Source organism: Pseudomonas sp. CBS, from assembly GCF_024734645.1.
Taxonomy (GTDB): domain Bacteria; phylum Pseudomonadota; class Gammaproteobacteria; order Pseudomonadales; family Pseudomonadaceae; genus Aquipseudomonas.
This window is the reverse complement of the sequence record NZ_CP102929.1, coordinates 2,735,843-2,758,814: the sequence shown is the minus strand read 5'-3', so window position 1 is coordinate 2,758,814 and position 22,972 is coordinate 2,735,843. Positions and strand designations below refer to the sequence as shown.

General features: G+C 59.7%; 24 protein-coding genes and 1 pseudogene. 13 read left to right on the top strand and 12 right to left on the bottom strand.

Annotated features, from left to right (window positions below; all coding sequences use genetic code 11):
- Nucleotides 1-28 precede the first annotated feature (28 nt).
- Together fadD2 and fadD1 are read left to right on the top strand one after the other, a co-directional pair.
- Nucleotides 29-1,717, top strand: a complete 1,689-nt coding sequence (gene fadD2 / locus NVB75_RS12470; protein WP_258347342.1) for a long-chain-fatty-acid--CoA ligase FadD2 — start codon at nucleotides 29-31, stop codon at nucleotides 1,715-1,717.
- Nucleotides 1,718-2,111: 394 nt separating this feature from the next.
- Complete coding sequence (gene fadD1 / locus NVB75_RS12465; RefSeq protein ID WP_093206871.1) at nucleotides 2,112-3,803, top strand: long-chain-fatty-acid--CoA ligase FadD1; 1,692 nt, start codon at nucleotides 2,112-2,114, stop codon at nucleotides 3,801-3,803.
- A gap of 182 nt (nucleotides 3,804-3,985) precedes the next feature.
- Here the strand turns inward: fadD1 and NVB75_RS12460 are convergent, their stop codons facing one another.
- Entirely contained in the window at nucleotides 3,986-4,363 is a 378-nt protein-coding gene (locus tag NVB75_RS12460) for a hypothetical protein (protein ID WP_003213043.1), read from the bottom strand.
- Nucleotides 4,364-4,562: 199 nt separating this feature from the next.
- On the opposite strand from NVB75_RS12460, the gene NVB75_RS12455 reads away from it, so the two are divergent.
- From NVB75_RS12455 to def, 3 genes are all read left to right on the top strand, one after another.
- Nucleotides 4,563-4,748, top strand: coding sequence for a CsbD family protein (locus tag NVB75_RS12455; protein ID WP_058414423.1), 186 nt, complete (start codon nucleotides 4,563-4,565; stop codon nucleotides 4,746-4,748).
- Nucleotides 4,749-4,930: 182 nt separating this feature from the next.
- On the top strand, nucleotides 4,931-5,875 hold the full coding sequence (locus NVB75_RS12450; protein ID WP_258347341.1) for a YihY/virulence factor BrkB family protein: 945 nt from the start codon (nucleotides 4,931-4,933) through the stop codon (nucleotides 5,873-5,875).
- Between the two features lie 3 nt (nucleotides 5,876-5,878).
- Entirely contained in the window at nucleotides 5,879-6,418 is a 540-nt protein-coding gene (gene def / locus NVB75_RS12445; RefSeq protein WP_258347340.1) for a peptide deformylase, read from the top strand.
- Between the two features lie 136 nt (nucleotides 6,419-6,554).
- Here the strand turns inward: def and NVB75_RS12440 are convergent, their stop codons facing one another.
- Nucleotides 6,555-7,373, bottom strand: coding sequence for a class I SAM-dependent methyltransferase (locus NVB75_RS12440; RefSeq protein WP_258347339.1), 819 nt, complete (start codon nucleotides 7,371-7,373; stop codon nucleotides 6,555-6,557).
- Nucleotides 7,374-7,433: 60 nt separating this feature from the next.
- Nucleotides 7,434-7,871, bottom strand: coding sequence for a GNAT family N-acetyltransferase (locus NVB75_RS12435; RefSeq protein WP_258347338.1), 438 nt, complete (start codon nucleotides 7,869-7,871; stop codon nucleotides 7,434-7,436).
- A gap of 335 nt (nucleotides 7,872-8,206) precedes the next feature.
- Here NVB75_RS12435 and NVB75_RS12430 point away from each other — a divergent pair, with 335 nt between their 5' ends.
- From NVB75_RS12430 to NVB75_RS12410, 5 genes are all read left to right on the top strand, one after another.
- On the top strand, nucleotides 8,207-9,148 hold the full coding sequence (locus NVB75_RS12430) for a fatty acid desaturase (protein ID WP_258347337.1): 942 nt from the start codon (nucleotides 8,207-8,209) through the stop codon (nucleotides 9,146-9,148).
- Between the two features lie 9 nt (nucleotides 9,149-9,157).
- On the top strand, nucleotides 9,158-9,937 hold the full coding sequence (locus tag NVB75_RS12425) for a phosphate/phosphite/phosphonate ABC transporter substrate-binding protein (protein WP_258347336.1): 780 nt from the start codon (nucleotides 9,158-9,160) through the stop codon (nucleotides 9,935-9,937).
- A 218-nt stretch (nucleotides 9,938-10,155) separates the two neighbouring features.
- Entirely contained in the window at nucleotides 10,156-10,701 is a 546-nt protein-coding gene (locus NVB75_RS12420) for a sigma-70 family RNA polymerase sigma factor (protein ID WP_258347335.1), read from the top strand.
- Nucleotides 10,702-10,846: 145 nt separating this feature from the next.
- The gene (locus NVB75_RS12415) at nucleotides 10,847-11,860 is read left to right on the top strand and encodes an ABC transporter substrate-binding protein (RefSeq protein WP_177072048.1); all 1,014 of its coding nucleotides are present in this window, start codon (nucleotides 10,847-10,849) and stop codon (nucleotides 11,858-11,860) included.
- The gene (locus tag NVB75_RS12410; protein WP_258347334.1) at nucleotides 11,860-12,786 is read left to right on the top strand and encodes an aliphatic sulfonate ABC transporter substrate-binding protein; all 927 of its coding nucleotides are present in this window, start codon (nucleotides 11,860-11,862) and stop codon (nucleotides 12,784-12,786) included. The genes NVB75_RS12415 and NVB75_RS12410 overlap by 1 nt, the downstream gene beginning before the upstream one ends.
- Before the next feature lie 169 nt (nucleotides 12,787-12,955).
- Here the strand turns inward: NVB75_RS12410 and gstA are convergent, their stop codons facing one another.
- Nucleotides 12,956-13,558 (bottom strand): glutathione transferase GstA, encoded by a 603-nt coding sequence (gstA, locus tag NVB75_RS12405; RefSeq protein WP_258347333.1) that lies wholly within the window; start codon nucleotides 13,556-13,558, stop codon nucleotides 12,956-12,958.
- A gap of 98 nt (nucleotides 13,559-13,656) precedes the next feature.
- On the opposite strand from gstA, the gene NVB75_RS12400 reads away from it, so the two are divergent.
- The 3 genes and pseudogenes from NVB75_RS12400 (at nucleotide 13,657) to NVB75_RS33370 (ending at nucleotide 16,013) form a co-directional block, all read left to right on the top strand.
- Nucleotides 13,657-14,526: a LysR family transcriptional regulator gene (locus NVB75_RS12400; RefSeq protein WP_258347332.1), complete on the top strand. Its 870-nt coding sequence runs from the start codon at nucleotides 13,657-13,659 to the stop codon at nucleotides 14,524-14,526.
- A 167-nt stretch (nucleotides 14,527-14,693) separates the two neighbouring features.
- Nucleotides 14,694-15,422, top strand: a pseudogene (locus tag NVB75_RS33375) (PAS domain-containing protein); the annotation flags it as partial.
- A gap of 18 nt (nucleotides 15,423-15,440) precedes the next feature.
- A complete protein-coding gene (locus tag NVB75_RS33370; protein ID WP_375378942.1) occupies nucleotides 15,441-16,013 on the top strand; it encodes a methyl-accepting chemotaxis protein in 573 nt (190 codons plus the stop codon).
- A 173-nt stretch (nucleotides 16,014-16,186) separates the two neighbouring features.
- Here the strand turns inward: NVB75_RS33370 and NVB75_RS12390 are convergent, their stop codons facing one another.
- The 8 genes from NVB75_RS12390 to NVB75_RS12355 all read right to left on the bottom strand — a co-directional run bounded on the left by NVB75_RS12390 (nucleotide 16,187) and on the right by NVB75_RS12355 (nucleotide 22,832).
- Complete coding sequence (locus tag NVB75_RS12390) at nucleotides 16,187-16,699, bottom strand: hypothetical protein (RefSeq protein ID WP_017475959.1); 513 nt, start codon at nucleotides 16,697-16,699, stop codon at nucleotides 16,187-16,189.
- A gap of 135 nt (nucleotides 16,700-16,834) precedes the next feature.
- Nucleotides 16,835-18,244 carry an MFS transporter gene (locus NVB75_RS12385; protein WP_258347328.1) on the bottom strand — a complete coding sequence of 470 codons (1,410 nt, stop codon included), beginning with the start codon at nucleotides 18,242-18,244 and terminating at the stop codon, nucleotides 16,835-16,837.
- 162 nt (nucleotides 18,245-18,406) lie between these two features.
- Nucleotides 18,407-18,820 (bottom strand): hypothetical protein, encoded by a 414-nt coding sequence (locus NVB75_RS12380; protein WP_258347326.1) that lies wholly within the window; start codon nucleotides 18,818-18,820, stop codon nucleotides 18,407-18,409.
- Between the two features lie 185 nt (nucleotides 18,821-19,005).
- Nucleotides 19,006-19,749 carry an NAD(P)-dependent oxidoreductase gene (locus NVB75_RS12375; protein ID WP_258347325.1) on the bottom strand — a complete coding sequence of 248 codons (744 nt, stop codon included), beginning with the start codon at nucleotides 19,747-19,749 and terminating at the stop codon, nucleotides 19,006-19,008.
- A 16-nt stretch (nucleotides 19,750-19,765) separates the two neighbouring features.
- Complete coding sequence (locus tag NVB75_RS12370; protein ID WP_258347324.1) at nucleotides 19,766-20,398, bottom strand: glutathione S-transferase family protein; 633 nt, start codon at nucleotides 20,396-20,398, stop codon at nucleotides 19,766-19,768.
- A gap of 198 nt (nucleotides 20,399-20,596) precedes the next feature.
- Nucleotides 20,597-20,833 carry a DUF6124 family protein gene (locus NVB75_RS12365; protein ID WP_258347323.1) on the bottom strand — a complete coding sequence of 79 codons (237 nt, stop codon included), beginning with the start codon at nucleotides 20,831-20,833 and terminating at the stop codon, nucleotides 20,597-20,599.
- A gap of 383 nt (nucleotides 20,834-21,216) precedes the next feature.
- On the bottom strand, nucleotides 21,217-21,618 hold the full coding sequence (locus tag NVB75_RS12360) for a hypothetical protein (protein ID WP_258347322.1): 402 nt from the start codon (nucleotides 21,616-21,618) through the stop codon (nucleotides 21,217-21,219).
- A gap of 182 nt (nucleotides 21,619-21,800) precedes the next feature.
- The gene (locus NVB75_RS12355) at nucleotides 21,801-22,832 is read right to left on the bottom strand and encodes a LacI family DNA-binding transcriptional regulator (RefSeq protein ID WP_177025775.1); all 1,032 of its coding nucleotides are present in this window, start codon (nucleotides 22,830-22,832) and stop codon (nucleotides 21,801-21,803) included.
- Nucleotides 22,833-22,972 lie beyond the last annotated feature (140 nt).

The following is a 22,972-nucleotide window of genomic DNA, read 5'->3' as shown; positions in this document are numbered from 1 at the left end:
GGACCACTCAGGTAAGAGGACAAGAATAATGCAACCTGATTTCTGGAATGACAAACGCGCGGCCGGGGTGCCCAACGAGATCGACTTGAGCGCCTACAAGTCGGTGATCGAAGTCTTCGAGCGTTCCTGCAAGACCTTTGCCGACCGTCCGGCGTTCAGCAACATGGGGATCACCCTGACTTATGCCGAGCTGGACCGGCGCAGTGCCGCGTTCGCCGGTTACCTGCAAGGGCACACCGACCTCAAGCCGGGAGACCGTATTGCGGTGCAGATGCCCAACGTCCTGCATTATCCGATTGCCGTGTTCGGCGCCCTGCGCGCCGGGCTGATCGTGGTCAACACCAACCCTCTGTACACCCCGCGGGAGATGCGTCACCAGTTCAAGGACGCCGGCATTCGTGCATTGGTGTACCTCAATCTGTTCGGCTCGCGGGTTGAAGAAGTCAGCAAAGACACCGAGATCGAGTACCTGATCGAAGCGAAAATGGGCGACTTCATGCCCGCCGCCAAGGGCTGGCTGATCAACACCGTGGTCGACAAGGTCAAGAAGATGGTCCCGGCCTACAACCTGCCCCAGGCCATCTCCTTCAAGCGTGCCCTGCACATGGGCGCTGGCCAGGCGCTCATCCGCCACCCGGTGACCCTGGACGACATCGCCGTGCTGCAATACACCGGCGGCACCACCGGCCTGGCCAAGGGCGCCATGCTCACCCACGGCAACCTGGTGGCCAACATGCAGCAAGTGCGGGCGTGCATGTCGCAACTGGGGGACGACGGCCATCCGCTGATCAAGGAAGGGCAGGAGGTGATGGTCGCGCCGCTGCCGCTGTACCACATCTATGCCTTCACCGCGAATTGCATGTGCATGATGGTGTCGGGTAACCACAACGTGCTGATCACCAATCCCCGGGACATCGGCGGCTTTATCAAGGAGCTCAAGAAGTGGCGCTTCACCGGGCTGCTGGGGCTCAACACGCTGTTTGTGGCGTTGATGGATCACCCGGATTTCAAGAGCCTGGATTTCTCTCACCTCAAGCTCACCAATTCCGGCGGTACTGCCCTGGTCAAGGCCACGGCCGAGCGCTGGCAGCAACTGACCGGCTGTGCGATTGGTGAAGGCTACGGCCTCACCGAAACCTCACCAGTGGCCAGCACCAACCCCTATGGCGGCAAATCGAAGCTGGGTACCGTGGGCATTCCGGTACCGGGCACGGCGATGAAAGTCATCGACGACAACGGCGTGGAGTTGCCGCTGGGCGAGCGGGGCGAGTTGTGCATCAAGGGCCCGCAAGTGATGAAAGGCTACTGGCAGCAACCGGTGGCGACCGCCGAGACCCTGGACGCCGAAGGCTGGCTCAAGACCGGCGATATCGCGGTGATCGACCCGGATGGCTTTGTGCGCATCGTTGATCGCAAGAAGGATTTGATCATCGTCTCGGGCTTCAACGTGTACCCCAACGAGATCGAAGACGTGGTAATGGCGCACCCGGCGGTGGCCAGCTGCGCGGTGATCGGCGTGCCGGACGAGCGCACCGGCGAGGCGGTGAAGCTGTTTGTGGTGGCCCGTGCCCAGGGCGTGAGCCTTGAAGAACTGAAGACTTACTGCAAGGCCAACTTCACCGGCTACAAGGTGCCCAAGCACATTGTGTTGCGTGAGTCGTTGCCGATGACGCCGGTGGGCAAGATCTTGCGGCGTGAATTGCGCGACATAGCCTGATTTGAAATAAGGTCAAAAAATGTGGGAGCGGGCTTGCTCGCGAAAGCGGTGTACCAGTCGACCTATCCTGTGACTGACACTGCGCTTTCGCGAGCAGGCCCGCTCCCACATGTGGTGTTTATTCATTCAGTTTAAATGTGTAGAAGCCCATTCCAGAGCCATTTCCTGGCTTATAGAATCTTTGCTCTAAAAATGACCATTAGATATTCTTGAGTCATGTTTATGACCGTAGGGGCCTCTTTTGGCTCTAGGCGGCCTTTGGCAAAGCTGCTACTCTCGGCGCGCTTTGTGACCTCTTGGCCTGCTTTCAACCGCCAGACTCACCCAAAAACAAACAAATAATAATCGCATCAAATGCGATGAATGAATTCGCGTCGCTGAGGAGTGGGCTTCCATGATCGAAGACTTTTGGAAGGATAAGTACCCCGCCGGGATTGCTGCAGAAATCAATCCAGACGAGTATCCGAATATTCAGGCGGTACTGAAACAGTCCTGCCAACGCTTCGCCAACAAACCGGCTTTCAGCAACCTGGGCAAGACAATCACCTACGGTGAACTGTACGAACTGTCCGGCGCCTTTGCCGCCTACCTGCAACAGCATACCGACTTGCAGCCCGGTGATCGAATCGCCGTGCAACTGCCCAACGTCCTGCAATACCCGGTCGCCGTATTCGGTGCCATCCGTGCCGGCTTGATCGTGGTCAACACCAACCCGCTGTACACCGCGCGGGAAATGGAACACCAATTCAACGACTCCGGTGCCAAGGCCCTGGTTTGTCTGGCCAACATGGCGCACCTGGCTGAAAAAGTCGTGCCCAAGACTTCCGTCAAGCACGTGATCGTCACCGAAGTCGCCGACCTGTTGCCGCCGCTCAAGCGCCTGCTGATCAACAGCGTCATCAAATACGTGAAGAAGATGGTCCCGGCGTACCACTTGCCCAAGGCCATCAAGTTCAACGACGTCTTGGCCAAGGGCCACGGCCAGCCGGTGAACGAAGTCAGCCCCGCCAGCGACGAAGTCGCCGTATTGCAATACACCGGCGGCACCACCGGCGTGGCCAAAGGCGCGATGCTGACCCACCGCAACCTCGTCGCCAACATGCTGCAGTGCAAGGCGCTGATGGGCTCCAACCTCAATGAAGGCTGCGAGATCCTGATCACCCCGCTGCCGCTGTACCACATCTATGCCTTCACCTTTCATTGCATGGCGATGATGCTGATCGGCAACCACAACATCCTGATCAGCAACCCGCGCGACCTGTCGGCGATGGTCAAGGAACTGTCGAAGTGGAAGTTCAGCGGCTTTGTCGGCCTGAACACCCTGTTCGTTGCCCTGTGCAACAACGACGCCTTCCGCAAGCTGGATTTCTCGGCGCTGAAAGTCACCCTGTCGGGTGGCATGGCCCTGCAACTGGCGGCGGCCGAGCGTTGGAAAGCGGTCACCGGCTGCTCCATCTGCGAAGGTTACGGCATGACCGAAACCAGCCCGGTGGCCACCGTGAACCCGATCCAGAACATCCAGATCGGCACCATCGGCATCCCGGTGCCGTCGACCCTATGCAAGGTCATCACCGATGACGGCGTCGAACTGGCGCTGGGTGAAGTGGGCGAGCTGTGCGTCAAGGGCCCGCAAGTGATGAAGGGCTACTGGCAGCGCGAAGACGCCACCGCCGAGATCCTCGACAGCGAAGGCTGGCTGAAGACCGGTGACATCGCGATCATCCAGCCCGATGGCTACATGCGCATTGTCGACCGCAAGAAGGACATGATCCTGGTCTCCGGTTTCAACGTGTACCCCAACGAGCTGGAAGACGTACTGGCGACCCTGCCGGGCGTGCTGCAATGTGCGGCCATTGGTGTGCCGGACGAGAAGTCCGGGGAACACATCAAGATCTTCATCGTGGTCAAGCCCGGTGCCACCCTGACCAAAGACCAGGTGATGGAGCACATGCGTGCCAACGTCACCGGCTACAAGGTGCCCAAGGCCGTGGAATTCCGCGATGCGCTGCCGACCACCAACGTTGGCAAGATCCTGCGGCGTGAGTTGCGGGATGAAGAACTGAAAAAGCTGGGTTTGAAGAAGTAACTCGGCCCCCAACAAAAAGCCCCGCAGATGCGGGGCTTTTTATTGAACGCTGATTTTCCCGCATTGAAATGCAATCCAAATGTGGGAGCGGGCTTGCTCGCGAAAGCGGTGTGCCAGTGATATACCGGTTACTGACACACCGCATTCGCGAGCAAGCCCGCTCCCACAGTTTTACCGTATTCCTACAGTGCGAACTGCGCGAAGCTCACACCGGCACCAGCCGGGCGTACATCCTTGAGGAACGAGTCCTTGTCTGCACTCAGCTCCAAAGTGATCTCCGGCTTACGCTTGCCAGCATTGCGCACCACCAGCCCTTCGAGCTTCTCGCGCAAAAACACCGTCGGCACCTTCAGGTGCAGCAACTGGTCGCTTTCGGCGTTGTGCATCAACAAGTGAATCCACTCGTACTGGCCCACGGCAATCCGGCCCACCGGCAGGTCGAACCACCAGATGTTGCGTTTGCGGTCCAGGTCGGTGAAGTGGCAGTTGTTGACGCCGAGTACGGCACCGCCCAGTTCCTGGTTTCTGCGGGCAATGGCCTGTGCTTTATTGAGTTTCATAACCTTCCTACGGGATCTGTTATCCAGCGCTTGCGCCTGAATGTGCCCGGCATTCTCGTGGGTTGGCCGCAAAACATAAAGCCAAACCTGTACGGCGCGATGAAATGCCGCTCAAAAAATAATTGAAACTCTCTGGAAAGGCCAAGGGTCAACGATTACGTAGTGACCAAAATCCTTGATTGTTCCCAGGAGAAATACCATGAGCAGCACATCGGATAAGGCAAAAGGTTTAGCGAACGAAGCCGTTGGCAACATCAAACAAGGTGTTGGCAAAGTCACCGGCAACGACAAGTTGCGGGCTGAAGGCGTGGTTCAGGAAAAGAAAGGCGAAGTGCAAAAAGCAGTTGGCGACACCAAGGACGCGGTCAAGAAAGCGACCAAATAGTCCCGACCTGGCTGACTGCACTCCAGCAGCCCGACGGCCATCCACGGATGGCCGTTTTTGTGTCACCCGCAGTGATTAAACATTGGAAATTGTTTCAGGGTCGCCAAATGGGCTACCTTGATGTAGAAAACGGCCCCTGAGTCGCCCACGAACTCAAATTTTTTGCGGCGAAAGGAGACGCTATGATTTTTCCGGTATTACAAGGCTTGCCCCTGCACAAAGTGCTGGTGCGCACTGTCACAGAGTTCCTCGATGACGAGATGCCTACGTACGCCTCGGCGCTGGCCTACCAGATGCTGTTCTCGCTGTTTCCCTTCCTGCTGTTCCTGATTGCCCTGATCGGTTTCCTGCACCTGCCGGACTTCTTCACCTGGCTGCGCATGCAATCGGAACTGGTATTGCCGCCCCAGGCCCTGGAGCAGGTCAACCCGGTGATCGACCAGTTGCAGCAATCCAAGGGTGGCCTGTTGTCGGTGGGTATCGTGATCGCGCTGTACACCGCCTCGGCGGGTGTGCGCCTGATGATGAGTGCGATGAATGCCGCCTATGACGTGGTGGAAGGCCGACCGATCTGGAAGCGCTTCCCGCTGTCGATTTTCTACACCGTAGGCTTCGCCGGCATGCTGTTGGCCGCCGCCGCCTTGATGGTGCTCGGGCCGCAGGTGATGGAATGGCTGGCGGGGCAGATCGGCATGCAGGAATTCGTGGTCACGCTGTGGACCATCCTGCGTTGGCCGCTGATCGTCATCCTGTTGATGTTTTCCGTGGCCTTGATGTACTACGTGATGCCTGACGTGAAGCAGAAGTTTCGCTTTATCACCCCGGGATCGGTCCTGGCGGTGGTGGTCTGGATCGTCGCTTCCCTGGGGTTTGGCTACTACGTCAAAACCTTTGCCGACTACAACGCCATGTATGGCAGTATCGGCGCGATTATTGTGTTGCTGCTGTACTTCTACATTTCGGCCGCCGTGCTGTTGCTGGGGGCGGAGATGAATGCGGTGATCGAACACATGTCGGCTGAAGGCAAGGATCCTGGTGAAAAGGACTTTGGCGAGCACGACGAAAAAAAGCATTTTTCCGGCCTCGGCCGAGACCCCTCACTCAAGCCCACTACCGACGAAGTCTGATCGATGATCCGTGAAATCCTGAAAATGGGCGATGAGCGCCTGCTGCGTATTGCCCCGCCGGTTCCGCCGGAGATGTTCGACAGCCCCGAGCTGTGGCAGTTGATTGATGACATGTTCCAGACCATGGAACACGTCGGTGGCGTCGGCCTGGCCGCGCCGCAGATCGGTGTAGACCTGCAACTGGTGATCTTCGGTTTCGAGAGCAGCGAACGCTACCCGGACGCGCCCGCCGTGCCCCAGACCATCCTGATCAACCCACTGATCACGCCCCTTAGCCCGGTGCTGGAAGAAGGTTATGAAGGGTGCCTGTCGGTGCCTGGTTTGCGTGGGGCAGTGGACCGTTACCAGCAGATTCGCTACGAAGGGTTTGACCCCAAAGGCGAGCCGATTGTGCGGATTGCCGAAGGCTTTCACGCACGGGTGGTACAGCACGAGTGCGATCACCTGATCGGCCGGCTGTACCCGTCGCGGATTACCGATTTCAGCAAGTTCGGGTTTATCGAAGTGCTGTTCCCGGATATGGATCCGACGGCAGACGAATAACCCTCAGGCAAAACACACCTCAAACTGTGGGAGCGGGCTTGCTCGCGAAAGCGGAGTGCCAGTCACCGAAGATATAGACTGATCCACCGCATTCGCGAGCAAGCCCGCTCCCACATTTGTTCTGTGTGCATTCAGCTTATTTTGCGGGCTTCACAAACCGCAACGTCATCCGGTCCGACTCACCAATCGCCGCATACTTGGCCTTGTCCTTCTCCCCCAACGTCAACGCCGGCGGCAACGTCCAGACCCCATCCGGGTAGTCCTTGGTGTCTTTCGGGTTGGCATTCACCTCGCTCTGTCCCTCAAGCTTGAACCCCGCATCGGTCGCCAGTTTCACCACATACGCCGTGGTCAGGTAACCGCTGTGCTTGATGTCTTCCAACGACGCCCCATCCTTGGCCCGGTGATCCACCACCCCCAGCACGCCGCCCGGTTTCAACACCTTGAAGAACGCTTCGAACATCGCCGGCGCCGTATCCGCCATCACCCAGTTATGCACATTGCGAAAGGTCAGCACGGTGTCCGCCGAGCCTGGCTTGCCCAGCACCGGCGCCTTGGGATCGAACTCGACGAAGCCGGCCTTGGCGTAATGCACCGGGTCTGCGGCGAATTTCTTCTTCAGGTTTTCCTCTGACGTACGCGCGTAGGCACTGCTGTTCGGCGCCTGCACAGCGGCGATGTAATGGCCGTTGTCCTTGAGCAGCGGCGCCAGCACTTCGCTGTACCAGCCGCCACCCGGGGTGATTTCGATCAGGGTCTGGTTGGCCCGCAGACCAAAGAATTCCAGGGTCTGTTGCGGGTGACGATAAACATCGCGGGCGCTGTTGGCCGGCAGGCGCCAGCTGCCGGCGAGCACACTTGCGTACTGCTCGGCGGAAACCGGCGCTTCGGCTGCCTGGCTCAAAGCCGGGGCGAGGAGGGCTGCAAGGGATAAGGCTGCAAGGGTCGCTTTCATGATCATCCTGTAATGGGCCGCTGGTGCCGCCGAGGCTAGCATGGGGCCCACAACGGCTGATCACACTTTATCGAAGGTCGACCTCATCAACGGTTCTAAGCCCATGGCGATCATGGGCTTGTTGCGTTTGTAGCGCACCAGGCGCTCCGACAAAGACTGCGGCAGCAGCGTGTCCTGGGTAAAACCCAGGCGTTGGTAAAAGCCTTCCAGGTCCGGATGGCACAGCAGCCACACCGTGCCTTCAACGCCGGCCACCGAGGCGCGAATCAGTTGCGCCGCCAGCCCTTGGCCACGCATCGCCGGGTCGACAAACAGCCCGGTCAGCCATTGCCCGCCCACCACCGGCGTCAGGCACAGCCCTGCGACAATCTCGCTGCCTTTGGCCACCCATAACTGGCCGCCCTTGAGGGCCTTCATCGGTGAGTTATGGCTGCGGTAGAACTTGTTCAGCAGCGGCCACAACGGCTCTGCCAGTCGGTCGATGTGCAACTCGGGCATGGTTTTCAAACACGCGAATTCAGGGGGCGAAGATTATAAGTCGGGCAAAGCGCCTTCTGTTGGGCAATCGGTGTTATACCCAGTGTTACATCCCCTGTAAGTGGAGCACGCATCATGGCCAAAGGTCTGAATTCCAAGAAAGCTGACAAGAAGAAACCGGCAAAGACCGCCGATGAAAAACGCGCCGAGAAAAAGGCCAAGAAAACCGACAGCAATCTGTTCGGCCACTAACGTTCTAAGCTAAGCACCAAACGATCTGCAAGATTTCCCCGCCTCATTGCACAGAGCAGGATGAAGCCGACTTTTTCGTCGGCCACGCCTGCCCTGAGCTGCCGATGTCCAACTACCTTGATGAAACCCACAGCTTTGAAATCGAAGCCCTGGCCCAGACGTTTACCGCCCGTACCGAGTGGCCGACCTGGCTGCTGTTGATCGGCGTGTACGGCGGCTGGTTTGCCGTGATCCTCGCCAGCCACTGGCTTGGCCGGTGGCTGAGTACTGCACTGTTGATTCCGCTCGTGGCGCTGTGGATGTCCCTGCAACACGAACTCCTGCACGGCCATCCCACCCGTTTCAATGCCCTGAACAAAGTCCTCGGCTACGCGCCGTTTGCCGTCTGGTACCCCTACACCCTGTACCGCAACTGCCACCTGGTGCACCACAACGACGAAGACCTGACGGTGCCCGGTGTCGACCCGGAAAGCCGCTACCTGAATCAATTGCAGTGGTCAGCGAGTTCACCCTTTGAGCGCACCCTGCATTGGCTGACCAAGACTGTCCTCGGGCGCTTCCTGCTGGGCTCGCCGCTGGCGCTGTGGAAGCTGGCACGCAACGAATTCAGGCGCCTGCGCCAGGGCCAGCGTCAGGCCTGGCTGATGTGGCTGAGCCATGGTGCCGTGACCGCGCTGATGCTGGCCTTCATCGCCCACTACAGCGTGCTGCCGGTGTGGCACTACGTGGCGCTGGTCAGCGTGCCGGCCTTGTCGGTGGCGGCGATCCGTTCCTACTATGAACACCGTCCGCACCCGCAACCGGAACAGCGCACGGTGCTCAATGAAGCCGCTTGGCCGTGGACCTGGCTGTTCCTCAATAACAACCTGCACCTGGTACATCACGACTTGCCGAAGCTGCCGTGGTACTTGCTGCCCACCGTCTACCGCGCGCGCCGCGAGCAATGGGTGGCGCGCAGCGGCGGGTTTCTGGTGCAGGGTTACGGCCAGTTGATCGGCCGTCACGGGCTCAAGGCTATCGACAGCCCACGGCACCCCTTTGCTTGAGAGACCACCATGAGTGACCGCTACGCCGAACTGCTGATGTACGTGGCGCCGCAAGAGGTGCAACAGGCCAATGAGCGTTGGCTTTCGCGCATCCTGGAACGCCTGGGCGTGACCCGCCTCAAGGCCGAGCATCTTGACCTGCGCGGCCTGTGGCGTGCCCCCGAACTGCTGCTGACGCAAACCTGCGGCTACCCGCTGATGACCGAGCTGCGCGGGCAAGTCCAGGTGATCGGCCGCCCGCGCTACGAACTGCCCCACAGCAGCGGCGGCCAGCATTGCAGCCTGCTGCTGACCCGCGACGACAACCCACGCAGCACCTTGGCCGACTTCCACAACCGCCGCGGCGTGATCAACGGCCATGACTCCAACAGCGGCATGAACCTGCTGCGCGAACGCCTGGCGCCGTTGCAGCAGGGCGGTCGGTTCTTTGCCGAAGTCGGCATCAGCGGCGCCCATCGTGAAAGCCTGCGCTGGCTGCGGGAAGACCGTGCTGATCTGGCCGCCATCGACAGCGTGACCTTCGACTACCTCGCGCACTTTGCGCCGCAGGAAGTGGCCGGCCTGCGGATCGTCACCCGCAGTGCGCCCAGCCCGACATTGCCGTACATCACCGCGTTGGGCTCAAGTGAACACCTGCGGGAAGCCATGAACCTGGCCTTGCAGGACGTGCCCGACGTGGTGCAAACCCTCGGCGTACACGAAGTGCTGCCCGCCAGCGAAGCCGATTACCAGGTGCTGCTGGATTACCGGCAGCAGGCCGAAGCCCTGGGTTATCCACGGCTCCAATGATCGTTCCCACGCTCTGCGTGGGAACGCATCCTGTGACGCTCTGCGTCACGATTTCAAAGCAGACGCAGAGCGTCCAAGGCGGCATTCCCACGCAGAGCGTGTGAGCGATAGGTTATATAAAAATACATTTTTAATATTATTAAAGAATAACCAGCCTTGCTAGGATCGCTCCACCGGAACACCGGACATAACGCGCAACCTACTTAGATGGAGCCACTATGTCCGGCGCCGACACTTCTCACCGCGACTACGTGGGCGGATTATTCCGCACTCATTACGACTGGCTGTGCAGCCGTTTGCACCGCCACCTCGATTCTCGTGCCCACGCCGAAGACATCGCCGCCGACACCTTCGTCCAGCTTCTCAGCTCCCCTGGCGTGGCGCCGATTCGCCAGCCTCGCGCCTTGCTCACCACCATCGCTCAACGTCTGATGTACCAGCTGTGGCGCCGTCGAGACTTGGAGCGCGTTTACCTCGACGCCCTCGATCAGGACGAAGCGTCACCCGCGCCATCCCCGGAAGACCTCGCGCAAATGCTCGAAGCCCTGCAGGCCATCGACCAGGTGCTCGACGGCTTGCCGGCCAAGGTCAAGGCGACCTTTCTGCTGTCGCAACTCAACGGCCTGACCTACCCGCAAATCGCAGCTGAACTGGGCATTTCCCCGCGTTCGGTCAGCAACTACATGAGCCGTTTGCGCCAGACGCCGGGCCAGCAATACAGGCACCTGCCGCCGACGGCGCCTTTACTGCACGCGGCTCAGTGATGACTTTTAAACCCCCTACCGATCGTTCCCACGCTCCGCGTGGGAATGCAGCCTGGGGCGCTCTGCGCCCCAAAGCGTGACGCGGAGCGTCACAAGAGGCATTCCCACGCGGAGCGTGGGAACGATCATCTCCAAGAGGCTACTCATGAGAACACTCAAAAACCTGCTCGGTGGCTCGCTACTGGCGCTGACCGTCCTGGCACAGTCCGCCACAGCCGCCGAACCTGCCAAACCGATCCACTTCGGTGATATCACCTGGGAAAGCGGCAGTCTCATCACCGAAGTGCTGCGCCTGATCGTCGAGAAAGGCTACGGCCTGCCCACCGACACCTTGCCCGGCAGCACCGTGAGCCTGGAAGCTGCCCTGGCCAAGGACGATATCCAGGTGATCGGCGAAGAGTGGGCCGGGCGCAGTCCGGCGTGGGTCAAGGCCGAAAGCGAAGGTAAAGTGTTCGGCCTGGGCGACACCGTCAAAGGCGCCACCGAAGGCTGGTGGGTGCCGGAATACGTGATCAAGGGCGACGCCGAACGCGGCATCAAACCCCTGGCCCCGGAGCTTAAATCCGTGGCCGACCTGGCCCGCTACAAAGACGTGTTCCGCGACCCTGAAGACCCCACCCGCGGGCGCTTCCTCAACAGCCCCACCGGCTGGACCTCGGAGATCGTCAACAGCCAGAAACTCAAGGCTTACGGCCTGACCGACACCTTCGTCAACTTCCGCACCGGCTCTGGCGCGGCGCTGGATGCCGAGGTCGCTTCGTCGATCCGACGCGGCAAGCCGGTGCTGTTCTACTACTGGTCACCGACGCCACTGTTGGGGCGCTTCAAGCTGATCAAACTGGAAGAGCCACCGTTCAACGCCGAAGCCTGGAAGACCCTGGCCGACGCCAACAACCCGCACCCCATCGGCACCCGCTCGATGCCGGCGCACCTGGCGATTGGCGTGTCGGCGCCGTTCAAGGCGCAGTACCCGCAACTGGTGACGTTCTTTGAAAAGGTCGACCTGCCGATTGACCTGCTCAACGGCATCCTCGCGCAAATGGCCGAGAAACGCACCGCGCCGCGCCAAGTGGCCGAAGCGTTCCTGAAAGAACAACCGCAGGTCTGGCAGCAATGGGTACCGGCCGACGTCGCAGCCAAGGTCAAGGAGAGTCTCTGATGCGCAAACTCATCGCAGCCACCCTGTTGGCGCTGTGCGCCGGGCCTCTGCTGGCGGCAGGCCCGGCCACCCTGCGCGTCGGCTACCAGAAAAGCTCGGTGAGCATGGTGCTCGCGCGTGAGCATCATCTGTTTGAGCAAGGGTTGCCGGGCACCAAGGTCGAGTGGATCGAATTCCTCGGCGGCCCGCCGCTGATCGAGGCCTTGAACGGCGGCAGTATCGACATCGGCAATATCGGCGACATCCCGCCGATCTTCGCCCAGGCCGCCGGGATCGACATCCGCTATATCGGCGTCGAACCCAATGACGGCCGCACCGAAGCCATCCTGCTGCCCAAGGACAGCACCGTGCAAAGTGTCGCCGAACTCAAGGGCAAGCGCGTGGCGCTGCTCAAGGGCTCCAGCGCCCACAACCTGTTCCTCAAAAGCCTGCTGCGTGCGGGCTTGCAGTGGAAGGACGTGAACGTGGTGTACCTGTCGCCCTCCGACGGCCGTGCCGCGTTTGAACAAGGCAAGGTCGACGCCTGGGTCGTGTGGGACCCGTACTACTCGGCGGCGGTGGTGGACGGTTCGGCGAAGGTGCTGGGGGATGGCCAAGGGCTGAACCCAGCGGGCAGTTTCTTCATCGCCAGCGGCCCGTTTGCCAAGCAGTATCCCCAGGCGATTGCCGCGATTCTCAAGGTGTTTGCCCAGGCGCAGCGGTTGTCTTTGGACCAGCATGACGAAAGCGTCGCGCTGATGGCCAAGACACTGGGCTTGCAGCCGGCGGTAGTAGAAAGCTACTTCAAGCATCGCTCGCCGACGCCAAGCCGGCCACTGAACGCGACGGACATCGCCACCCAACAAGGCACGGCCGACGCGTTTTTTGCCAATGGCCTGATCCCGAAAAAGGTCGATGTGCAGCAAGTGGTGTTCAACACCCCGTAACGTCATCCCTGTGGTGAGGGAGTTACTGTGGGGGGCTTGCTGTGGCGAGGGAGCTTGCTCCCGCTGGGCTGCGTAGCGGCCCCAAAAAAGCGGGAGCGCTGCGCACTCCAGCGGGAGCAAGCTCCCTCGCCACAGCAAGCCCGCTCCCACATGTTGATCGCATGTCAGGTCATGAATTTTCAGCGGCCAACGCAGCAATCACTGCCGGCCGCTCGCCCACCCGTTGCTGGAACTTCGCCAACGCCGGCCACTGTTGCAAGTCGATATCAAACAACCCCGCCCAGCGCAGCACCACAAACAGGTACGCATCCGCCACCGAGTATTGCGCGCCCAGCAGGTAGTCCTGACGCTCCAGGGTCTGCACCAGAATCGCAAACCGCTTGAACAGCGTGGCCTTGAACAACGCCTTCACTTCATCCGGAATCGCATCCTTGAACAACACCCCCAGCCCGCCATGAATCTCGCTGGAGACAAAGTTCAGCCACTCCTGCAAACGCACCCGCTCCCAACTGCCATTGGCCGGCGCCAGGCCTGCCGCAGGTACCCGGTCGGCCAGGTATTGCAGGATCGCGGCGCCTTCGGTCAGCACCTCGCCGTTGTCCAGTTGCAGCGCCGCCACGTAGCCCTTGGGGTTGATCTGCAGGAAATCATCACCGTCAGCGGTGAGCTTTTTCTGGTTATCGACGCGAATCAATTCAAACGGCAGGGCCAGTTCCCGCAGCACGATATGGGACGCGAGGGAACAGGCATTCGGGGAAAAATACAGCTTCATCGGGGCAACTCCGCAGGACAGTTGCCTTCAGTCTCGTGGGCATGGCACCTTGCGTAAAATTAATCTTTCAGAACCCTGCCATAAGGACAGCTACTGCCATGATGAACCTGATGCACTGGCGCCTGCTGGTGGCCGTGGCGGACAACGGCAGTATCACCGCGGCCTCCGAGCGGGTGGGCATGACTCAATCCGCCGCCAGCCAGGCCATGGCAGCCATGGAGGCCAACCTCGGTGCGCAACTGTTTGTGCGAGAGGCGCGCCAGACTGTGCCCACCGCCTTGGGCGTGCAAGTGATCGAGCAGGCGCGGGTGATGCTGGGGGCCTTGCAGGCGATTCGTACCACGGTGGACGAAGCGCGGCCCATGCTGCGTGGGACGATTCGCATCGCGAGTTTCCCCATGGTGCTGGCGGTGTTCCTGCCGCCGCTGTTGCGGCGGTTCAACCAGCTTTACCCGGGCATCGACGTCACGGCCCTGGAGGTGACCGACGATGAAGTGAACACCTTGCTTGACGCGAATCTGATCGACCTGGGCGTGGTGCTCAACCCGCCATCCGAGCGCAATGCTGCGGTGCTGGGGCGCGACAACTGGGTGGCCGTGTTGCCGATGGCACACGTGTTTTCCCGGCGTCCGGCGCAGGCAACGGTGACGCTGGAAGAATTGGTGGCGCAACCCTTTGTGCTTGCCACCGGCGGCTGCACCGTCAATGCCCGCAGCCTGGCGCAGGAAGCCGGTCTGACATTGCGCGAGGTACGGGTGGAAGTGCGGGAATGGAACAGCGCCTTCAGCCTGGTGCGCGAAGGTGTCGGCGTCACCCTGGTACCCGAGATGACCCTGCCCGCGCAGCGCCAAGGCTTGCGCATCATGCCACTGGAGGAGCCGGTGCATCGCGAGTTTGCCTTGGTGACCTCACGCCACCAACCGCCTTCCGCAGCCGTTAATGCCTTGTTGCAAATGCTGGCTGACTAGCGGCCTTGCATAGCGCCAACGCCTGTCTATGCTCACCCAGAACCGTTGATGACGCTCGGCATATAAAGCGTTTTGGATAGGTTCCCCGATAAAGGTCTGCGATCAAGATTCAAACCGTGAATGGAATGCGCCCCCGTGGGCGTCGGGAAAATAAAGGGTGATCCACCATGTTCAACCGCCAACACAAATCCGACCTGCTGGAAATCGAACGTTTCGCCTGTGCCCTTACCGAAGCCAAAGCCAAATTGGCCGCCGTCAGCCGTTCCATGGCAATGATCGAGTTTGACCGCAACGGCATCGTGCTGGATGCCAATGAAAACTTCTGCAAGACCATGGGCTACAGCGCCGAAGAAATTCGCGGCCAGCATCACCGGATTTTCTGCGAAGAGGCCTACACCCACACCGATGCCTACGCCAAGCTCTGGTACGACCTGGCGCGGGGGGAACCTCTCAGCGGCACGTTCATGCGGTTGAATAAACATGGCCAGGAAGTGTGGCTGGAGGCCAGTTACATGCCGGTGCTCGGTGCCGATAACCAGGTACAGAGCGTGATCAAGGTCGCCTCGGATATCTCGGCGCGAATCCACCACGAGCATGAAAACCAGAGCCTGATCGACGCCATCGGCCGCTCCATGGCTGTGATCGAATTCACCCCACAAGGCCAGATTCTGAATGCCAACGACAACTTCCTGAAGACGGTGAAGTATTCCCTCGGTGAAATCGTGGGCCAGCACCACAGTATGTTCTGCCATCGCGGTGAGACTGATTCGCCGGCCTATAAAGCCTTCTGGGCCTCGCTCAATCGCGGCGAATATCACTCCCACCGGTTTGAACGCAAAGACAAATTCGGCCAGACGCTGTTCCTGGAAGCCTCCTACAACCCGATCTTCGATGCCAGCGGGCGCCTGTACAAAGTGGTGAAGTTCGCCAGTGACATCACCGACCAGGTCACCACGTTGCGCACCGCCGCCGACTCGGCCCACGCCACCTCGGTGCAGAACGATGCCTGCGCCCGCAAGGGGTCGGAAGTGGTGCAGCAGACCGTGCAGATCATCGAAGAAATCTCTCGCGACCTAAACGAAGCCGCCGTGAGTATCGATGCGGTGAGCAAGCAGTCGGACATCATCGGCAGCATCGTCCAGACCATCCGCGGCATCGCCGACCAGACCAACCTGCTGGCGCTCAATGCCGCGATTGAAGCAGCCCGAGCGGGTGAACATGGGCGGGGGTTTGCGGTGGTGGCGGATGAAGTGCGCAGCCTTGCAGCACGTACCAGCCAGGCGACAATCGAGATTGTGGATGTGGTGCGCAAGAACCACGACCTGTCGATCAGCGCGGTGTCGAGCATGCAGTCGAGCTTGAGCCGCACGGGGCTTGGGGTGGAGTTGGCGAACGAGGCGGGGCACGTGATCCTGGAGATTCAGGAAGGGTCACGGCATGTGGTGGATGCGATCAGTCAGTTCAATTCGACACTGCAACTGCAGTAACACACCGTATGGCTGAGGGATAACCTGTGGCGAGGGAGCTTGCTCCCGCTGGAGTGCGCAGCGCTCCCAGGATTTTGGGGCCGCTTCGCAGCCCAGCGGGAGCAAGCTCCCTCGCCACAACAGCTCCCTTGCCACAGCAAGCTCCCTGACCACAGGGTTTGTATTGTCAGCGCTTAGATCGCAGCCAGGGTTTCTTTCACCGTCTGCGCCTGCGGGTCAGCGGTTTTCGCCGCTACCTGCTGCGCCTGTTGGTCCTTCAGGCGTGCGGCGACTTCCTTGGAAATGGCGTCCTGCTTTTCCTGCGGCAGGTTCTTCACATCTTCTTCGGTCAAACCCTGTTCCTTGAGCAGTTGCTCGCGGATGCGCTCGGCCGGGCTTTTCTTCATGTAGTCGGTGAAGTCACTGCGGGCCGACGTGGTGGAGTCGGTCTTGGGCACATCGGTGCTCGACGTGGTCGCGGTGGTGGCCTGCAACTGCACGCGGGTCTTGGCAAAGGCCGCATCGATGTTGTCAGCCTTGGCGTCGGCGGCGGCCTGGGTGGTGGACACGCCGGCGGCACCGGCACCCTGCGCGTTTTGCGCAGCACCGCTGTACAGCGCGCTGGCGGCAGCGTTGGCCGGGTCCATGTCTGCGCGCTTGATGCGTTGGATCGTCGACTGAGCCTGGGGATTGTTGTTGATCAGCATGATCAGGACACCTGTGGATGTGGGCGGTGCCACAGGTGGAGCAATTAGCGTGCCCAGTGGTGTGACCCCGTGTTTACGGGGCTTTGGGCCGCCACCGTCGGCAAGCCTTGGCGTGCCGACGGCCAGTGTTTGCCGCTAGTGGGCAATGTTCTCCAGCGCCAGGTTGCGGGTGCGCGGGCCGAACCAACTGATGGTGATCATCACGATCAACATGCTGCTGGCGATAAACGCCAACACGCCGGGCGTGCCGAGGTGTTCGAGGATCACACCGATCAACAGGCTGCTGAACACCGTCGACAACCGGCTGAACGAATAGCAGAACCCCACCGCCCGGGCGCGGATATTGGTGGGGAACAGTTCGCTCTGGTAAGAGTGATAACTGAAGCTCAGCCAGGCGTTGCAGAAGGTGATCATCACCCCGCAGATCACCAGCCCCACGGCGGTGGTTTGCAGCGCGAACAAACTGCCGAAGATCACCGCCCCCAGGGCCGAGCCGACAATCTGCCATTTGTTCTCAAACCGGTTCGCGACCTTCACAAACAGCAGCGGCCCCAGCGGGTAGGCGAGGGTGATGATGAAGGCATAACCCAGGCTGTGAGTGACGCTCACGCCCTGGCCCGAGAGCAGCGCCGGCAGCCAGTTGCCGAAGCCAAAAAAGCCGATGGCCTGGAACACATGAAACACAATCAGCATCAACGCCCGGCGCCGGTACGGCGGTTGCCAGATATCCGCAAAGCGCCCTTGGCCCTGCACGCTGACGGCTTCCGGTTCCGGTTCGTCCAGTGGCTTGCCGTGGTCTTTCTGGCAGCGCGCTTCGAGGCTGTCCATGATTTGCCCGGCTTCGTCGAAGCGGCCTTTTTGCGCGAGCCAGCGTGGTGACTCCGGCAGGCGCTTGCGCAGTTGCCAGATAAACAGCGCAAACACTGCACTGCTCAGCACCACCCAGCGCCAGCCGGACATCCCGAACGGCGCCTGGGGCACCAGCCACCACGACATCAAGGCCACCGCCGGCACCGACAGGAACTGGATGAAAAACGCAAAGGCGAACGCCGAACTGCGCATGCGCTTGGGCACCAGTTCCGAGAGGTAGGCGTCGATGGTCACCAGTTCGATGCCCAGGCCGATGCCCACCAGGAAACGCATGCAGATGATGCCCAGGGCGGAGGTCTGGATGCCCATCAGCACCGTGGCGACGGTGTACCAGATCAACGCAAAGGTGAAGATCGCCCGGCGCCCGTAACGGTCGGCAATCGGGCTCAGCAGGCTGGCGCCGAGGAACAGGCCAAGGAAGGTCGCCGAGGCAAAGGCCGCCTGGTCGGAGAAGCCGAATACGCCCTGGCTGCCGGTGTGGAAAATCCCGTCGCTGATCAGCCCTGGGCTGATATAGGCGGTCTGGAACAGGTCGTACAGTTCGAAAAAACCGCCAATCGACAGCAGCGCCACCAGGCGCCAGACGGTGGCGACGGCGGGCAGGCGATCAATGCGCGCGCTGATGTGCGCGGCGCGGATCGGGTCGATACCGTCTGTAGCTGCGGGTGAAGGCATGAGCGGATTCCAGGGTCATTTAGGCTGGAATCTTAGCGTGCTAATAGAAGCCCGTGCTTGTGAAATCACCTATAAGTGTTCGAAACAAGTAGGCCACGGCAGCACTGTAGCGGTCGTGGCCATCTCGTAAATAACGCTGGATAAAGGCTGGGAGTGACGCCATTAGAGGTCGAATTTCTGTATGTTGAACGTTCCTTCGAATGCCTCTTCATCTGGAGCGGCACTAAAGAAATGGAAGTTCCCCGTGAAGTGCTGGGTTTGTTTTATCAGCGTCGTGGAGAATGTGCCGCGTTCTGCACTGTACAGTCTGATGTGCCCCCTGGTTACGTGGGCATAACTGGCGGCGGGATACTCTCCCGAAGGATTAAACTCACCTGATTGCTCGCCATTCGTCGCTGCGAAGCGGAATTGGAACACCAGTTTCTCGTCTTCTGAAATGTGGTGAGTGCCGGAGATATAGAGTTCTTTTTCATCGGTCACCATGACGACTTCATGGGCGATGAACGGCCCTTGGGGCGATACGGTGGCAGTGATGTTGCCCGTTGAATGTTTTTCTTTAACGTGATCGGCGTTCATGACTAGGGATTCCCTGTTCAAATAAGCGTTAGCGTTTTCTACCTCCCGTTAAGGTAGGTAATCACTACAGCCCATTTCAAACAGTGAATCTACTGTCAGAAGTCACAGTGTTTTCTTAAGCCCTCAACGGTTATTTTGAAGGCTTTTCCATGACGCTCCTCTGGTTAATGACTGACGCAGTGAGGTCAGCGAAAGAACGTCATGGGTATTTCAAACTCTCGAAACGCATCGTCCATGGGCTGATAACCCAGCACTCGCGTGGTTTCACTGATATCCAGGCGTTTGAAGCGGTTGTTGGAAATGCCGTGGGCGATCAGGTGTTTCACACCTTCAGTTTCCACCGAGCGTTGCAGCAATTGCACGGCGTCTCGCGGGCTGAGCCAGGCGCTGAGATCGCGGGCGTTGTTCAGGTCGGGGGCTTCCGGGAATTCGAACGCACCAATACGCAGAGCGATGGTGGAGAGCGGGGTTTTGGCGGCGTAAAAACCGCACAGGGCCTCGCCATAGCATTTGCTCACGCCGTACAGGTTGGCGGGCATCACCTGCATGCCGGGGGTGATTTGCCGGTCGACCGGATAGCCTTCGATGGTCTGGGCGCTGCTGGCGAATACCAGGCGTTTTACACCGGCGGCCACGGCGGCTTCGAACAGGTAGGTGGTGGCCAGGATGTTGTTGGGCAACAACTCGTCGAAGGTCGCGCTGGCGTGGGGGATGCCCGACAGGTGCACGATCACGTCAGTGCCGTCGAGCAGGGCGGCGAGGGCGGTTTTGTCGCTCAGGTCGGCGTGGATGAAACGGTGTTCGCCGAGGGCGAAATCCGGCTCGATGCGGTCGGTGAGGGTGAAGCGGTATCGGTCTTTAGAGGCTTCGAAAAACGTCTTGCCGATGCGGCCGCAGGCGCCGGTGAGTAGTACGTTGAGTCCGTTCACTGTGTAGTCCTTGTTTTTAGTTGTGGCCGTCGAGGGCGAAGGTGTTGAAGCCGGGGCGTTGGCTGAGGGTTTCGTAGTAAGCGCTGACGGCTGGGTAGGACGGACGCTCCATGGGCGTCATCCACCAGCGGTGCACCGACAGGCCGATGAGGATGTCGGCCAGTGTGAAGTCGTTACCGGCGACGTAGGCACCGGTTTTGATCAGTTGCTGTTCCAGTAGGCCCATCTTGTCGTTCCAGTTTTTTACCCCGGCTTTGATGCGTTGCGGGTCCTGGTAGTCCGGGTTCTTGCGCACCAGGGCGTGGAAGGCATAGCCCCACGACGGGTTGAGTTCGGTGGCTTGCCAGTCCATCCATTGCTCGACCCTGGCACGGGCTGCCGGCTCGACGGGCAGCAGGTCGTGGCGCTGGTGCAGGCCCACGAGGTAGCGGCAGATGGTGTTGGACTCCCACAGCACGCCGTTGTCGTCGATGATCACTGGGACTTGAGCGTTGGGGTTCAGGGCCAGGAAGTCGGCGGACTGGGTGGAGGTGAAGCCGATGCCCCAGTCTTCGCGGTCGTAGGGGATATCCAGTTCCTGGCAGGTCCACAGGACTTTTCGCACGTTGATGGAAGAAGTGCGACCGAGGATTTTCAGCGAATGGCCCATGGTGCTTTCCTGACGAGGTGAGAAGGCAGGGGGCAATTTAGCAGGGGCCAGAAGGCACGGCGAGGTTGTTAAGTGGGCAGGATCAAAAATGTGGGAGCGGGCTTGCTCGCGAATGCGGTGTATCAGTGATGGAAAGCTCGGCTGACACACCGCATTCGCGAGCAAGCCCGCTCCCACAGTTTGATCGCGTGCGGTCTGTTAGATCAATGGTGATTCCTGGTCCATCAGTTTGCCCATCAGCAGTACGCCCAACTCACTCAACTGGTGAATCGCCAATGCCGTGTCGCGGTCTTTGCCGGTGAGTTCATCAGACAGGTCGAGCAATAATGTGCTGACCGAGGAAAACGTCTCGTAGCTGTTGGCGATCAGGCTTTCGCTGCTGGCGTTGGGGCTGACGGTGAATAAGGCGGGAGGATTTGGAGTTGCTTTGAACATAGTAAGTGCCCTGTATTAGGCCACCCCCATATCGCTACTAAACAAAAAGGAGGCAGCTGCGCGCAGGTTAGTAGACCGGTGGACACTCATAGCCGGCGCACCCGAGGGTGCCCTACGCACAGCCGCCATCAAGCACAGACGAAATCGTCTGACAGATGAAGCTCATGCACTAAGAGTGAACCAGTTCGGGCTACTAAACCCGATCACTGAGAAATTCAGCGACCGGGCAACCTTAGAGAGCCCTACCCAGGCGCACAAGCCGGCGGATTCTGACGTACCTGTAGGTAACGGAGCAAGGCGCTGCCATCAACACCAGCCACTTCCTACAGCTACCGCCTGTATGCGTTCGCGCAGTGTCAACTCAAACCGGTTTGGTTTGTACGTTACTCATGAATGCCTTTGGTAAAAAAATTGAAGTCGCCGGCAAACTTCCTAGCTACGCCAGTAAATTCGAAAGTTCCGGTTATATGTCCAGGTATTGTAATAATTGTGACGTGGTATACGCCTGACTCTGAATCCCAGAAGACCGGCTTATTATCGGGTTCGTGCATGTAGTAGGCGGCGCCGTCAGCGTTGAATTTGCCCGAAAATGAACCTTCCTTGGCAGGCAGGAGAAGCGTAATAAGCTGAACTCTTCCTAATCCATCAACATACCGGCCCGAAAACCACAGATCGCCCTCGCCATAAGAAAACTCGATGCTGGTAGCCTCGAAAGGTCCATCTACGGATTGGCTAACATTAAATATTCCCCTTGCGGGCGCTACGTTATTTCTTTCATGTTTCATGGTCGAGGTGCTCCATCTGACGTGCAGTTTGCTATCTCTTCTTGCTGGATAGTTGCTTGATTAGAGGAGCCCCTCACAGGTTTGTATACTGTCAGAAGTTACAGTGGATTTTCATGCTCGCAGGGGCTAGCGTAGAACGTTTTACCGGTGGCCCCCTGTGAGTCTCTCCTTACAGGACCGGTCTAGGTACTCTCGCGCACCTTCAACTCAAACCCCATGTCCACCACCGGTCGGGCGATCTTGTTGCCGGCCATCACCGTCAACAAATGCTCTGCCGCCCGCCGGCCAATGGCTTCGCGCGGCGTGCTGATGCTGCTTAAACGCGGCACCATGAACGAGGAAGACGGCAGGTCGTTGAAGCCCAGCACCGAGATCTGCTCCGGTACCTTGATGCCATGGCGCAACGCTTCCAGCAGCGCACCTTGAGCCAGGTCGTCGTTGCCAAAGAAGATTGCGTCCACATCCGGATGGCTGGCCAGCAACTGCAAGAACAACTCGCCACCCAGGCCCACCGACGATGGGCGTGGCGTCAGCACTTCCAGCGCCGGGTCATACAAGCCCGCCTGTTGCAGAGCGCGCCGAAAACCCTCACCGCGCAATAACGTGCGCTGGTCCAGTTGCGCGCCGATGTAGGCCAGGCGCTTGCGACCCCGTGAGATCAGATGCGCTGCTGCCGTTTCCCCGGCGTTCAACTGCGAGAATCCTACGCAGTTAAGGCCTGCGCCCGGGTCCAGGTCCATCATGTACACACACGGCACATTGCTCGATTCCACCATGCGCCGGGCGCTTTCCGTACGGTCAAACCCGGTCAGCAGCAAACCCCGTGGCTGGTAGGCCATGTAGTTGCGCAGCAGGTCTTCTTCTTCGTCGCGGGAATAGTGGGTGTTGCCGATCAGCACTTCAAAGCCCTTGGGCCGCAGCACCTGGTGGATGGCTTCGAGGGTTTCGATAAACAGCAGGTTGGACAGCGACGGCACCAACACCACCACCGACTGGCTCTGGGCAGATGCCAGTGCACGGGCGGCCGGGTTGACCACGTAGCTCAGTTCGGCAGCGGCTTTTTGCACTTTTTCCACCAGTTCGGTGGCCACGGTGCTGATGCCGCGCAAGGCCCGGGAGGCGGTAATCGGGCTGACGCCAGCCAGGCGGGCCACTTCATTCAGGGTAGGGCGGCCCGTGGTGCGGGTATTTTTATCGTTCTTGGGAGTCATCAGGCGGCTTGCCAAACAAAAATCGAGGCACTAAGGTAGCGCTGTCTCCAAGACCCTGCAAATCCTTGAACGCCGGGATGCCTGTTCCCGTTCAAACCTTTGGAGCAGATGCACGCGTCACTCCATAAAAATGACAAGACGGC